Below are 13373 nucleotides of genomic sequence, written 5' to 3'. Positions count from 1 at the left end.
AACGTAGTATGAATGGACTTGCACCTGGAAATATCAATGAAAACGACATCCATACCAAAATACAATCTTACCATCCAAACAACTACTCTTTTTCGGTTTTCTACCCATTTTCCAACTACATTTCGCCATTAAATTTATTTCCCGATCGCACTTGATAATATCGAATTTCGCACAATCTCCTCCCCCTCATATCAGACTTTGATTTTCTAATTTATTAGAGCAAGGTTGAATTTATGATCATCACGCATCCTCTAAACGTTCCATTGGAATTACTACATAATGAGCAAGCTATCCTAATAAAATGGAGATTATACCAAGTTTTTTGGGAGGGACAAAGAGCATGGTAACTGTCAGCTTATGTATGATTGTCAAAAATGAAGAAGAAGCCCTTCAAACCTGTCTGAAATCAGTCCATGACCTGGTAGATGAAATCATTATCGTAGATACTGGGTCCACAGACAGTACCCAAGAGGTCGCTGCATCGTTCAATGCTCGGGTATACAATTTTGAATGGTGCGATGATTTCTCCGCAGCCCGCAATTATGCGTTTGATCAGGCAACGCAAGAATATCAATTTTGGCTGGATGCTGATGACATACTGGAAGAAAAAGACCGAATATCATTTCTCAACTGGAAAAAACAAGCCACCCTCTCCTATGACGCCATTACGATGGATTATGTGCTGTCTGTAGATGAACAAGGACAGCCGTTGTATAAGCTCAAAAGAAACCGAATTGTGCGGCGTGATCGTAGATTCAGATGGATCGGCTTTGTTCACGAATTCCTGCATGTGACTGGCAGCACCTTTCACAGTAATATGACGGTGACTCATAAAAAGACACGTGCCTACACTGATCGTAATTTGCAAATATATCTCAAGCATCGGAAGCAAGGCACTGCATTTTCTGAGCGAGATCACTACTACTTCGCTAATGAACTATATGATAACGGACGCATACTAGAAGCCTTCCAGCAGTACGAACACTATCTGGGGCTCGATCAAGGATGGATTGAGGATCGGATTGCTGCTTGCTTTAAGCTAGCGGATTGCTACGCTCACCAAGGTCAAAAACAGGAGCAGCGTATGGCTCTGCTTCGCACACTTAACCTTGATGTACCACGCGCCCAGTTCTGCTGTGCCTTTGGCAATTTATTCATTGAAGATGAACAGTATACTCAAGCCATTTACTGGTTTCGCCAGGCGACGCTGATAGAGCCTCCACAAGATGTGATGGCCTTAACCAATTCGTCGTATTATACCTGGTTTCCACACTTGCAATTATGCCTGTGTTACGACCGAATCGGTGACATCGAAAAGGCAAAATCGCATCATCGCATAGCTCAGTTGCACCATCCTACCCATCCAAGCGTGCTATATAACGAGAAGTATTTCGCACAACTGAAGCAATAGGGATGAGAAAGACGCGCCGGGGAAGGCCGTTATTACTTCAAAAGAAAAAAAGTCTCCTGCAAGCTTAAGCTCACCAAGAGACCTCGTGTATCATTTTCTCAGAACACTTTCTTCCGGTCTCTTTCCCCCTTCAAAATTTCCACTGACTCACGAAAACGCAGCGAATGAATCACTTCACGTTCACGCAGAAACTTCAGACTATCCTGCAAATCCACATCATCTGTCAGATCAATCAGCCACTGATATGTAGCCCTCGCCTTTTCCTCTGCTGCAATATCTTCATAGAGATCAGCGATAGGATCACCTTTGGCTTGAATATAGGCCGCCGTAAAAGGAACACCGCCTGCGTTTTGATAATATAGCGCATGATCATGCGCTGCGTAATATTCCCCTAGCCCAGCCGCCTTCATTTGCTCCACACTCGCATCCTTGGTCAGCTTATAAATCATAGTCGCAATCATCTCGAGGTGCGCAAATTCCTCCGTGCCTATGTCGTTCAGTACACCAATCACCTTATCGGGAATCGTATATCGCTGATTCAGATAGCGCAATGCCGCTGCCAGCTCGCCATCCGCTCCACCATACTGCTCCATTAGCAGTTTGGCCATATGAGGATCACATTTGCTGACACGTACGGGATATTGCAGTTTCTTCTCATATACCCACATTCATGTTCCTCCTTTATAAAAGGTTGTACCTACCTATACCTGCCACGGCCAAGGAGATTGACTCCACTCCCAAGGATACTTGGAATAGGCACGACCAAAATTTTGTAAAGGCCCATATAGCATCTGATACTCGTTAGCAATCGCCGTTCTTTCTTGCGTCAGCTTATTGAACTGTTCGATAGCCTGTAAATCATCTGGGTGCGTATCCAGATACAAATTCAGCTCCACCAACACAAAATCCACCGCTTGGAGCTTCTCCAGCAACGCATAAAACTGAGCATCGCCCGGCTTGGTTTGGGGCGTGCAGTCTTGGGCCGGGTTTCCGGCTTGACTATAGTCCTGAGCTGGGCCCTGATACTGGTTCTGATATGGATACGGATTTGAATAAGGGCTTTGATACGGATTCGGCTGTTGATACCCACCCTCATACTGAATTTGCTGTTGGAATGGGTTTGGAGACTGACCTTGTTTTGGATTCTCCATTCTATTCGCCTCCCCCCTGGTTTCTCATAGGCTCATAAGGGCTGTAAAGTAGAGGCCATAGCGTCCCCTTCGTCAGCGCCTCATCTGGACTGAATTGCGGTAGACCAGGGGGCTGAAATTGTACAAATAAGTTTGGCGGAAGCACATAAGTCTTGCACAGGACGGGCGGACACGGATCGAACGGGCCGATAAACGGGGTATACTCACCTTGCTGTGGAAATTTCACGGGCCGGGACCTCCTTTGATTGATCCATCTGCTTTACTATTCAACATATGCCGCATCGCCCAAGTCTCGAACAAAAAATCACAGATAAAAATAATTGTTCAAAGAAAATATCTATAGAACTGTTTCTAATCAAAAAAGAGCCTTTAAAACCACGGTACGTGGATCTAAAAGCTCTTTCTTCAGCACTCTATAATAACTTACATACCTGAACTGACCTTACCTTACCTATATCTGTAGATGGAATCAATCGGTAGAAAGCTCATCTTCAATCACAGGCTCAGGCTTGCGGTGAATCTTCACTCTCATGATGCGAAGCCTTGTTGCTTCCTCCACCTCAAAGGTAAGGTTATAAAACTCAACTTTCTTCCCTTTCACCGGAATGCCTTCCAATTCCTTAAACAGCCATCCCCCGATGGAGTCCACCTCGTCGTCTTCAATATTCACTCCAGTCAAATCATTGACATCCTCAATGAGCATACGACCGTCTACAGAGATGAAGTTCTCCTTTATTTCCACGCTTGGGCGTTCATCCTCAAACTCATCATAGAGATCCCCGACGATTTCCTCCAAAATTTCCTCCGCTGTCAGCAACCCGGCCGTTCCGCCGTACTCATCCACCACGAGAGTCATTTGGGAATGTTTTTTCTGCATAAGGCGTAGCACGTGACTCACTTCCATAGACTCTGGCACATTCAAAATAGGCCGTACCACCGAAGCCAGATCCAGTTGCTCTCCCTGCTCAGCTAGCAGAAGATCCGTAATATGGACAAAACCGATAATCTGGTCTTTATCCTCAACCGCTACCGGGTAGCGGGAATGCTTGGTCTCGCTGATAATCTTGAGATTTTCCTTAAACGACAAATTTGTATACAAACAATCCATATCTGTACGCGGCAGCATGATTTCACGGGCAAGCAAGTCGGAAAAATCAAAAATATTATCCATCAGCTTAATTTCGTCCTTATCAATCACACCGCTTTTGGCGCTCTGATTCATCAATATACGAATCTCTTCCTCCGAATGAGCCGCTTCAGCTTCACTCGCCGGCTGAATACCGAATGCACGTAGCAGCAAGTTTGCCGCAGCATTCAATACCCAGATCACAGGCAGAAAGACCTTATAAAAAAGTAGTAAAGGCGCCGATAAAAACAACGCCACACCTTCAGTCTTCTGAATCGCTAAAGACTTGGGGGCCAATTCCCCCAATACAATATGCAAAAAGGTAATTACGCAAAATCCGACGACAACGGATATCGTTGTGATCAGGGTACCGTCAGTTACACCGAGTTTGTGCATGAGTGGCTCTATCAGGTAGCCGGATATTGCTGGCTCTCCAATCCAACCCAAGCCCAATGAAGCCAGCGTAATGCCCAATTGGGTGGCGGACAGATAAGCATCCAACTTTTGGTTCACCTTTAGCGCATAGCCTGCCAGGCGATGACCCTCGCTTTGGAGCTGCGTCAATCGGGATTGGCGCATTTTGACCAGCGAAAATTCTGCGGCCACAAATACACCATTTAGAAAGACAAGCAGCAGTACCAAGAGGAGATTCACAGCTAGCAATCCCCAATGAAACTCGGTATGACCATCCAATACGAACTCCCCATTTCTATAATTGTAATGCTTTTCTTGATTTAAAGTCTATTCCTTTGTAATACATATCCGCTACGAGCAGGTTCGGTCCACAACAGGCAGCGGCATCACAATGACAGTTCACAGTCTGATTCAGCGGATGCTCATTCAGCCATTCACCAAAAATATCGTCCAGACTGTCTTCCTGAATGTTTCCGAAAGCCGGAATGTCTGCAAAATCCGTCACATACACGCTACCCGTGAACATATTCACATTCACGCGGTTTCTTCCGTCCGGATCATTACGCACCGTAATATTCGGTTCCTGACGCAAGCGGCGAAGCAGTTTGCGGTCTTCTTCCCGATCCGAACAAGCAAAGAACGGTAATGTGCCAAACAACATCCACATGTCCTGATTACGTACATCCAGCAGCTTATGGATAGAGTTCCGCATGTCGTCGAGAGAAAGCACAGGCAAAGCAGAGGCAAAATTCGACGCATACATTGGATGAACCTCATGCCGTCGGCATCCCATTTCGTTGATCAACTGATGAATGCCCTCCAGCTTCGTGTGTGTCCGATAATTAATCATGGATTCAGCTGAAATGAACATCCCCATTTCACTTAATCTGCGGGCATTCTCGATCATTTTTTCATACAGGCGAACAGCACCCGCACGTGGGGTCGGCCGGCCTGTATTTGCAAAACCCACTTCATAAAAATCGTCCGCATTCAAATAGTTAAACGAAATATGCATCACATCCAGATAAGGAAGCATCTTCTCATATCTGCGAATATCTAACGTCAGATTGGAGTTGATTTGCGAGCGAATACCGCGCTCTTTGGCATATTTCAGCAGTGGAACGATCACTTCATCCACTGTTTTATCGAGTAAAGCAGGTTCCCCGCCTGTAATACTGATCGTCTCCAGATGCTCGACTTCATCCAGACGCTTCAGCATTAGGTCTAGCGGAAGGAAAGGGGCTTCCTTCATAACCAGCATGTCGCCAACAGCGCAATGCTCACAGCGCATATTACACAGATGCGTTACGGTCATTTCCACACTTGTGAGCAAATGACGACCATGTGTACGCAATGAGACAATCGGGTCCCACGGATCATAGGTTGGCGATATTTGGGGTAGCGTGTTATTTTGTAGAACTGTCATTATGTTTTCACCTTATTTCTGTTATTAACCTCAAAAGACGTATAATTATCATATCATGATGTGTAAAGTGTCTGCATGCTTTCTTCCACATCATCTGCTAATCTACGTGTACTCCTCCGAAAGGGGCGACAGTAGCACCCAATGTATTTGTAATCATAACCGAGAGGGATATGGACAAATCCACATCATAAGGTGCTTTCACTTCCTGCCCATCCCGGTCCCTTACAATGCGAATGACGGGTCTTTGTGGGATTTTGGAATGTATACGCACCACGACCCCCTCTTCCCCCGTGTTGAGCACCACAGAGAGTCCCAGGGGGTAAATAGCTACACAGTCACGAAAGGCTTCCAGCATTCGCTGCTCATATAGCGTTCCTGCCCCGGCGTACAGCACTTCCATCGCTTCATAAGGCAACAAAGCCTGCTTGTATATCCGACTTGCTGTCATTGCGTCGTACGAGTCTGCCAGGCCGATCCATTTCGCATATTCGTGGATCTGGTCCTTTTTCCAACCGTGTGGATATCCGCTGCCGTCAATACGCTCATGATGCTGTAATGCACAATGAGCCGACAACAAGGGAATTCCAGGTTCGTCTTTAAGCAGCTTGTAGCCGATCACCGTGTGTGTTTTCATATGCTCATATTCCTCGTCGGTCAATTTGCCCGGCTTATAGAGCACTTGAGGTGAAATTTTCATTTTACCGATATCGTGCAGTAGTGAACCTATTCCCAACTCCATCAGCTGATTGTTATCGTAGCCATTGGAAATTCCCAGTACAAGTGAATATAGACATACGTTCAAAGAATGATGATACAAATCCTGATCCGCGGCCCCAATATCCATCAACATAATGACGGCGTCCTGCCGGCCTCCAATATCGTCCAGAATAGATTCCATCACCTTATAAAATGACTTGCCAAAATATTTGTGCTTATGATCTACGGAGTAGGATGACAACCCTTGAAATTGCTTTTTGATTTCCTGTAGCGCCGCTGCCCTTGTCTGTTCATGGATCATCTCAGGAATGACGATATCTTCTGTCACAGCATCCTCAATGTATACATATCCAATACCGACTTGGCCTAGACGTTCAATCAATCGCGAAGTAAGCTCAACACCTTCCGAGAGCAGCACCATTCCATTTTCATTGTATATTTTTTTGCCCAGCTTCATGCCGGCTCTCAATAATGTAACAGGTACCAGTCGCAGCTTAATCCTCTCCCGATTGTTTTGATACCTGAAGCCACCTAGCTGCAAAACATTCTTCCATCGCGCCCGGACGCTTCAACTCCATTTCAATCAAATCCCGTAAAAATTCTGGAAGCATAAATCGGAGATCTGTTCCGTTCGCAAGCACCTCATAACCTGCTTTGAAAGTGAACATATCCAACGTGCCCACTGTGTATTCCTCATGCTCTTCCAAAGGTTGACCTGCTACACGAATGTCCGTCACTTTTTCATAAGGAGCACGGGTCGGATCATACTGAATAGCCAGGCCTTCCACACACATCGTACCAAGCACTTTGCCTCTGAAGCCAAAGCCCGTCATGGGCTTGTCCGCAAATTCAGGCAGCAAGGACTGCTCCAGCGCCAACCGAATATCGCTTCCCCGCAACTTCATAACACAGGCATTAATCGGTGAAGGGCATAAGGAATGCAGGATTCCTTTGCTGATATCCCCTTGAGGTAATGGGCCGAGCAGTTGTCCCGCATTGACGAGGGCAATTTCTGTTCCTGTAAAATGGGACACCGATTGTGCCAGCATATTCCCGAAAGGGGATTCCTGATCATATGCGATCTCCAGTTTCCGATCTGTCACCGCAACCGTGCTCTCCATGGCGCGTTCTGCTTGTCTGCGATGCACCACAATGGCCGATGTCACTTTTTCGTCCAGTAGTGTCAGATCCACAGGAACTACGCCGCCTGACGTGACTCGAAACGGTTCGAGGCTATTGTTACGACTTAGCGTCACTTCACCCAGCAGCGTTCCGAACTTACCCGCCCCACATAAAGCTGTTTTCCCGATCCAAAGCGGTTCCTCCAGCACATGATGGGTGTGACCTCCAAGGATAACGTCAATTTCAGGAAATTGCGACGCTAACTTTTTATCGGAAGGTAGACCCAGGTGCGACATCACGATCAAAACATCAACCTGCTTTCTCAGTGCCGCGATCTGCTTCCCCAGCACATCAAACGGATTGAGCACATCCCAGCCCAGCAGTTGATAAAACTCTACAAAAGGAGCCGTCACACCGAGTAAACCGACCTTGATTCCTGCTTTGTCTACGATAAGGGATTCCTTCATCCACGCAGGACTCATCCCTGTGGCACGCTCAGTCATATTGCCACATATGACCGGACAATGAATGCCCGCATATGCCTGTTCAATCATATCCGGGGTAAAAGTCAGTCCCTCGTTGTTACCGATCGTAATGGCATCATATCCTGTTAGATTCATCACATCCACATTTGCCCCACCTAGCGTTCCTTCCGTTTCGGGGGCCATCCGGTCCATGTGGTCTCCTATGTCAAGCACAAGTAGCGCATCCCCTAATGCAGCTCTTCGTTCATTAATCATCGCGGCTATCGAAGGCATACTGCCAAAATGACTATGGATATCATTGGTATGCAAAATGGTCAACGTTTGCCGAGTCGTCATCTCCATAACCGCCCTCCTCTATATTTTATATATCGACTTTGGAGCTTCTAATGTTTAAGCATATCATGTTATTTAGCAATATGGTACATATGGGTGGACATAGTCCTTAAGCTTCGCTGTAGTCTCTGGGCAATCTCATATTATAAACATAGTGAAAAGTATTGACGTTATCTACTGTAGGTATCTGATAGGAATCGGGTTCCTGGGACCTATTTTACAGCTTGGAATAATAGTAAATTAGTCGTTGTCATCCCATATAATTCTTGATATATTAAGTTTGTTTCGTATTTTCGACAAATTTACGACAATAAGGAGGTTAGCGCATGAGAGTACACGTTACCGATGCCAAGCCGGGAGATCGCCTCAAATCCGATACATACAATGGGCACGGTGTACCTGTCATGGTTCAGGGCACCGAGCTACAGCATGACGATATTTCCAAGCTCATTATGCACGGTGTCGATTATATCGACATTGATGCCGGTTCTGCGAGCATTCCGGTTGACTTTGCCCCCGATGTTCCAGCTTCCCCCGAGTCCCTCAAACGTGCCGTTCCTCTCATGGAGCAGACGATCAGTGGCTTTGAAAGCATGTTTCTCGAAGCTTCCTCAACTGGCAAATTTGATGAATATCGAGTTGATGAGCTGTTCGGCCCTCTCGTTTCAGAGCTGGCTCGTCAAAAAGATGTCGTATCTCTGCTGTTAATTATGGAACGGGGAGATCACTATACCTATAATCATTCTCTCCAAGTAGGCGTACTGTCATATTACATTGCAACATGGCTTGGATATACGGAAGAAGAAGCATATGCCGCTGGTAAAGCTGGATATTTACATGATATAGGCAAGTCCATGATACCCGATGAAATTTTGAACAAACCGGATAAACTGACACCTGAAGAATTTCATGAAATGAAGAAGCATTCGCTATATGGCTATGATATTATTCGCAATTCAACCAGCGATGAGATTTCTGCAATTGTCGCCTTGCAGCATCATGAGCGTGAAGATGGAAGTGGATATCCCCATGGTCTGTTCAAGGAAGAAATTCATCCTTTTGCCAGCATAACAGCTATTGCCGACGTGTATAGCGCGATGATTTCCAATCGTGTGTATCAGACGAAGCAGGAGCTACTCACCGTATTACGCGAGCTGCATAGCATGAGTTTTGGACATCTAAACCCAGAAGCTACCCAAGTGTTCATCAGACACATGCTTCCTAATTTCATTAATAAGCAGGTTCTGTTGACTACAGGTCAGACAGGAACGATAATTCTGAACAATCCTGCTGATTACTTCAGACCCTTAGTAAGAATTAACGATGATGAATATGTAGATTTGTCTAGGGAACGCCATGTATCCATTGATGAAATTTATTTGGAATCCTGATCCGCTACTGCCTCCCGGCGTTACTTCGGTGGAACGAAATGTTTTGCCGAAGCACAGACTACGCGAATAAAAAGAGACTGTCCTTGATTCGTAGGTTCTTCTACGAAGGACAGCCTCTTTTTAAATTACGGATATTAACCTTGTTACTATCTTTATTTATGGTTTAATCCTAAGTGTTAAGATCGTGTAGTCCTGGACTATGTTCATTAGGCAATTCAGGCATATACGGAAGAGGATAACCTTCAGGAGGATCTATTACACTCAAATCCCCACCGTTTCTGCTTGGAGTTTGCCCATTGAATATTTCCCCAATACGGGTAGAATCCAATCGGAAATTAAACTGCGCATTGTGAAAGCCCATTTCAACATACTTCCGGCATTCTGGATACTTGTTAATATCGTAGTTTGGAACCGGGAACAATTTTCCCCAATCCACTCCAAGTGTCTCTAACGCTTTGGCAAATGCGTTTTGATGAGCATTATCCCGCACAATCAAAAAAGCCAACGTTTCCCGGAATGTTTTGTTCGAGCTCATTTCGTAAATTCGGGATTTTTGCAGAACCCCTGTAGATTCGAGTACGAGATTATCAAGCAAATCACTAATCAGGTTGCCGTGGGAATAAACATAACTACCTAGCCAAGGATTTCCACTTGCATCAACAGGTAAAGAACTTTGAGCTCCCATAATAAAATGATGAGGATTTGCGTGTTTTATCGCCTCATCTAAAGGAGCATGATCTATTCCAGCATCACCGGCTTGGTCTGCGCCTGAGCCAGTCAGAAGCTGATTTATAGTATGTTGGACCAGTTCAACATGACTAAGCTCCTCTAGAAAAACTCCTCTTATCAAATCCCTATACTGCACAGCATTACCACGAAAATTATTACTTTGAAAGAAAAACTGCATCATAGTACGCATTTCTCCGAATCGACCACCTAATACTTCTTGAATCACTTTAGCAGCAGCTGGGTCGGGTTTATCGGGTACTATTAAGTTAATTAAATCTTCTTTATAAAAATACAACTCAAATACCCTCCTTAGACTCTTTATTTTAAAGTGAAACATAGGCTCCCCTCTTTAATAATTTTTATACAAACCAAACAAACAGAAAGTTAAATATAAAGACCGTATCAGATTGTTGTTATGCTGATCTTCGTTTTATTACATCTTGAAAAGGTTAAATACAGTTAGAATTCACTAAGCTGCTTTAGCTATAGGAGGAGTATATATGTTTAGACATCAAAAAGAGTTGCAGTTTGAAGTGAAAGTAGAGCGTCCTGATCCTCTTTTTGCCCGGCAGGTACAAGAAGTTTTGGGAGGGCAATTTGGAGAAATGACCGTGATGATGCAATATTTATTTCAAGGGTTTAACTGTCGCGGTGATGAAAAATATAAAGATATGCTAATGGATATTGGAACTGAAGAAGTAGGGCATGTGGAGATGCTGTGTGCTTTAATTAGTCAACTGCTTGATGGAGCTAAACCAGAAGATCAAGAACAAGCTGCAAAAGACCCTGTTACAGCTGCCATAATGGGGGGAATTAACCCGCAGCACTTGCTAGTCAGCGGTCTAGGCGGATTGCCTACTAATTCAAATGGAGTTCCATGGAACGGTTCTTATATCGTCGCAAGTGGCAACCTTTTGGCGGATATGCGATCCAATTTGCACGCAGAGAGTCAGGGTCGATTGCAGGTAGCAAGGCTATATCATATGACACAAGATGAGAGCGTCAGAGCTACACTACGGAAAATGCTAGCACGTGACCGCTATCACCAGTATCAATGGATGGCGGCAATCCAAGAATTAGAAGAGAAAAACGGTGTTGTGGTTCCGGCTTCTTTTCCCCCTGAGGCAGAGCAAGAGTCTCAGCCTGAAGCTTATGTGTTTTGGAATTTGTCTGAGGGCGAAGAATCTAGTGAAGGTTTGTGGGCAACAGGGAGTGCGCCAGATGGAACCGGGAGCTATGTATACATTTCAAAACCTGTTGCCAAAGGACAAATCTATAATGCCAAAATACCAGCAACCGAGTTACATCATGACTTAGACCATAAAACTTCAGATAAATAAACAAGTGGCAAACGAGCTGTCCCAACATTAAAGATTGCTTATTGGTGACACTGGCCATAAAAATAAAACAAAAAATATATACTTAAAATTCGAATAAGGCGGCTTATCATAAGGCATAAAATCATAGCCGGTCATAAATCATGAAGTACAGAATTAATGTAAGACTAAAAGCCCTGCCGACCAATTATGGTTAGCAGAGCTTTTTGATTTATTTCGAGTAATTTACACATCACCGAAGAATCGAAGCCGATGCTCTCATTCTGTATGAGCAGATGTCTATTACAATCATTTGTGTTACCTCAGCTTCGGTCAAACCACCGTTCATTAAATAAGAGGTGCCTGAATCAATGTTGCAAAATTAAACTGGTGTACATGACCATCATTTAATGTAGTTTGGCCCGTAACAAAATGTACGTGTTTTCCATTTCCGACTGGAATAGCTGGTCCTGTTCTAATTTTTTTCAGATTATGAAAGTGGTTCACGAAATCAGTTTTTGTAAGATCGATTTCATGGACATGACTTCTTCCAACTCGAATCGCTTGCCCAGTAACACCTGCAAAGCGGTGATTATGTCGGTCTGCGCCTTCTTCAGCCAGTTTGGTACTACCTTCAAATTCATGTACATGCCTCTGTGTCTGTTTAGAAGAGAGGGTTTTCTTCTTCACTCCAGTTTTATTCTTCTGCATCTGTTGGTATGCCTCCTTATGTTTATGTCACTCACAACATCCTATTAAGCAAACATACATAAGTGCTAGGCAACTATCTGCGGTCCTAAGCATAAATTTTTTTATGTAGTAGAAGGAAGGCTTATGGGCTTAGGCATCACAGAAAAAATAAAAGGAGACGAACTTAAAAAGTTCGCCTCCTTTACTAGCAGGAAATCCGAGTCGGCACAAATCAGCATGACTCGGATTTAACAAGCTTTAGATTACTTCAAAAAACTCGTTGACACCAAGGGTTAATGGATTTTAACCAATACTGCCTTCCATCTCGATTTGGATTAGGTGCAAACGAAACGAGAATCCGCTTAATTACAGGATGTATGTATTTGTGCGCACAGCTAAATTAACGATTTTTCTTTAGTCTTCAAAGCTTTCGGTATCATGGATGGTATCACATTTTACCGAAAGCCTAAATTTTTTCTTCTATTATATATGATGTTTCTTTGGCGATTAACATTCGCCTTTCTTTTCCTCATCCAATACCTCCTTTAGGACAACTGTTAGACTTGCCCCCCACCCAGAACCAAAGCAGCTCGTCGGCCTGTAGTCATTTCTACTATGTATTTACGCAAACTACTTTCCGAATTCACAGGGGCGGTTAAAACAACCTCCTTTCAAATATTGATCACCTGACTCTAGAAATAAGCTATTTTCATACTCCAGTAGCCATTATTGTTTTACTAAGAATGTCTCTAAGAAATTCCCTAAAAATCATTATCAAGTATTTTGTAACATCATCATTGGTCAGCAATTTCAAACGATGATCTTTCCAGATGATCTTGCACGTCTGTTCTTCCGTTGAAATTCTTACATAACGCCTGTCACGCTGTACACTTCCATATTTTTTATAATTATACTCATAACAAGCGGCTCGTAATTTATCAGTAGAATCAGATGTAATAAATTCAATATGCATCTATGCATCACCTCGTTAGATTTATTTATAGACAGGTTATCCGAATTCTTCTCATGTAATTAGACCTAGAAAAATATTCCTATGTTTGA

General features: G+C 44.0%; 13 protein-coding genes. 3 read left to right on the top strand and 10 right to left on the bottom strand.

The window, feature by feature from the left end; genetic code table 11:
* Positions 1-340 precede the first annotated feature (340 nt).
* The gene (locus NSQ68_RS08440; protein WP_342428582.1) at positions 341-1411 is read left to right on the top strand and encodes a glycosyltransferase family 2 protein; all 1071 of its coding nucleotides are present in this window, start codon (positions 341-343) and stop codon (positions 1409-1411) included.
* 98 nt (positions 1412-1509) lie between these two features.
* On the opposite strand, the gene NSQ68_RS08435 is transcribed toward NSQ68_RS08440, so the two are convergent.
* The 7 genes from NSQ68_RS08435 to NSQ68_RS08405 form a co-directional block, all read right to left on the bottom strand.
* The gene (locus tag NSQ68_RS08435) at positions 1510-2079 is read right to left on the bottom strand and encodes a manganese catalase family protein (RefSeq protein WP_061831696.1); all 570 of its coding nucleotides are present in this window, start codon (positions 2077-2079) and stop codon (positions 1510-1512) included.
* A gap of 33 nt (positions 2080-2112) precedes the next feature.
* The gene (locus NSQ68_RS08430) at positions 2113-2562 is read right to left on the bottom strand and encodes a spore coat protein CotJB (protein ID WP_342428581.1); all 450 of its coding nucleotides are present in this window, start codon (positions 2560-2562) and stop codon (positions 2113-2115) included.
* Position 2563: 1 nt separating this feature from the next.
* Complete coding sequence (locus tag NSQ68_RS08425) at positions 2564-2788, bottom strand: spore coat associated protein CotJA (protein WP_342428580.1); 225 nt, start codon at positions 2786-2788, stop codon at positions 2564-2566.
* Positions 2789-3031: 243 nt separating this feature from the next.
* Positions 3032-4381, bottom strand: coding sequence for a hemolysin family protein (locus NSQ68_RS08420; RefSeq protein ID WP_342428579.1), 1350 nt, complete (start codon positions 4379-4381; stop codon positions 3032-3034).
* A gap of 16 nt (positions 4382-4397) precedes the next feature.
* On the bottom strand, positions 4398-5528 hold the full coding sequence (gene yfkAB, locus NSQ68_RS08415) for a radical SAM/CxCxxxxC motif protein YfkAB (protein WP_342428578.1): 1131 nt from the start codon (positions 5526-5528) through the stop codon (positions 4398-4400).
* Positions 5529-5625: 97 nt separating this feature from the next.
* A complete protein-coding gene (locus NSQ68_RS08410) occupies positions 5626-6786 on the bottom strand; it encodes an HD-GYP domain-containing protein (RefSeq protein ID WP_069011214.1) in 1161 nt (386 codons plus the stop codon).
* Positions 6740-8194 (bottom strand): bifunctional UDP-sugar hydrolase/5'-nucleotidase, encoded by a 1455-nt coding sequence (locus NSQ68_RS08405; protein ID WP_342428577.1) that lies wholly within the window; start codon positions 8192-8194, stop codon positions 6740-6742. Before NSQ68_RS08405 ends, NSQ68_RS08410 begins: the two co-directional genes overlap by 47 nt.
* Before the next feature lie 317 nt (positions 8195-8511).
* Here NSQ68_RS08405 and NSQ68_RS08400 point away from each other — a divergent pair, with 317 nt between their 5' ends.
* The gene (locus NSQ68_RS08400) at positions 8512-9576 is read left to right on the top strand and encodes an HD-GYP domain-containing protein (RefSeq protein WP_029516590.1); all 1065 of its coding nucleotides are present in this window, start codon (positions 8512-8514) and stop codon (positions 9574-9576) included.
* Positions 9577-9745: 169 nt separating this feature from the next.
* Here the strand turns inward: NSQ68_RS08400 and NSQ68_RS08395 are convergent, their stop codons facing one another.
* A complete protein-coding gene (locus NSQ68_RS08395) occupies positions 9746-10600 on the bottom strand; it encodes a manganese catalase family protein (protein WP_250244329.1) in 855 nt (284 codons plus the stop codon).
* A gap of 205 nt (positions 10601-10805) precedes the next feature.
* Between NSQ68_RS08395 and NSQ68_RS08390 the strand changes: the two genes are divergently transcribed.
* On the top strand, positions 10806-11645 hold the full coding sequence (locus NSQ68_RS08390) for a manganese catalase family protein (protein WP_342428576.1): 840 nt from the start codon (positions 10806-10808) through the stop codon (positions 11643-11645).
* Between the two features lie 324 nt (positions 11646-11969).
* On the opposite strand, the gene NSQ68_RS08385 is transcribed toward NSQ68_RS08390, so the two are convergent.
* Both NSQ68_RS08385 and NSQ68_RS08380 read right to left on the bottom strand, forming a co-directional pair.
* Positions 11970-12332 (bottom strand): YmaF family protein, encoded by a 363-nt coding sequence (locus NSQ68_RS08385; protein WP_250244326.1) that lies wholly within the window; start codon positions 12330-12332, stop codon positions 11970-11972.
* Positions 12333-13020: 688 nt separating this feature from the next.
* Complete coding sequence (locus tag NSQ68_RS08380; protein ID WP_342428575.1) at positions 13021-13284, bottom strand: hypothetical protein; 264 nt, start codon at positions 13282-13284, stop codon at positions 13021-13023.
* Positions 13285-13373 lie beyond the last annotated feature (89 nt).

Origin of the sequence: Paenibacillus sp. FSL L8-0158, assembly GCF_038592965.1 — a bacterium.
GTDB lineage: Bacteria > Bacillota > Bacilli > Paenibacillales > Paenibacillaceae > Paenibacillus > Paenibacillus polymyxa_D.
The sequence above is the reverse complement of the archived record's forward strand: the minus strand, read 5'-3'. Positions and strand labels throughout refer to the sequence as shown.

Excerpts from the sequence above, each read along its gene's own strand:
- NSQ68_RS08440 (WP_342428582.1), top strand. The coding sequence starts at position 341 with ATGGTAACTGTCAGCTTATGTATGATTGTCAAAAATGAAGAAGAAGCC.
- NSQ68_RS08435 (WP_061831696.1), bottom strand. The coding sequence starts at position 2,079 with ATGTGGGTATATGAGAAGAAACTGCAATATCCCGTACGTGTCAGCAAA.
- NSQ68_RS08430 (WP_342428581.1), bottom strand. The coding sequence starts at position 2,562 with ATGGAGAATCCAAAACAAGGTCAGTCTCCAAACCCATTCCAACAGCAA.
- yfkAB (WP_342428578.1), bottom strand. The coding sequence starts at position 5,528 with ATGACAGTTCTACAAAATAACACGCTACCCCAAATATCGCCAACCTAT.
- NSQ68_RS08405 (WP_342428577.1), bottom strand. The coding sequence starts at position 8,194 with ATGGAGATGACGACTCGGCAAACGTTGACCATTTTGCATACCAATGAT.
- NSQ68_RS08400 (WP_029516590.1), top strand. The coding sequence starts at position 8,512 with ATGAGAGTACACGTTACCGATGCCAAGCCGGGAGATCGCCTCAAATCC.
- NSQ68_RS08390 (WP_342428576.1), top strand. The coding sequence starts at position 10,806 with ATGTTTAGACATCAAAAAGAGTTGCAGTTTGAAGTGAAAGTAGAGCGT.
- NSQ68_RS08385 (WP_250244326.1), bottom strand. The coding sequence starts at position 12,332 with ATGCAGAAGAATAAAACTGGAGTGAAGAAGAAAACCCTCTCTTCTAAA.
- NSQ68_RS08380 (WP_342428575.1), bottom strand. The coding sequence starts at position 13,284 with ATGCATATTGAATTTATTACATCTGATTCTACTGATAAATTACGAGCC.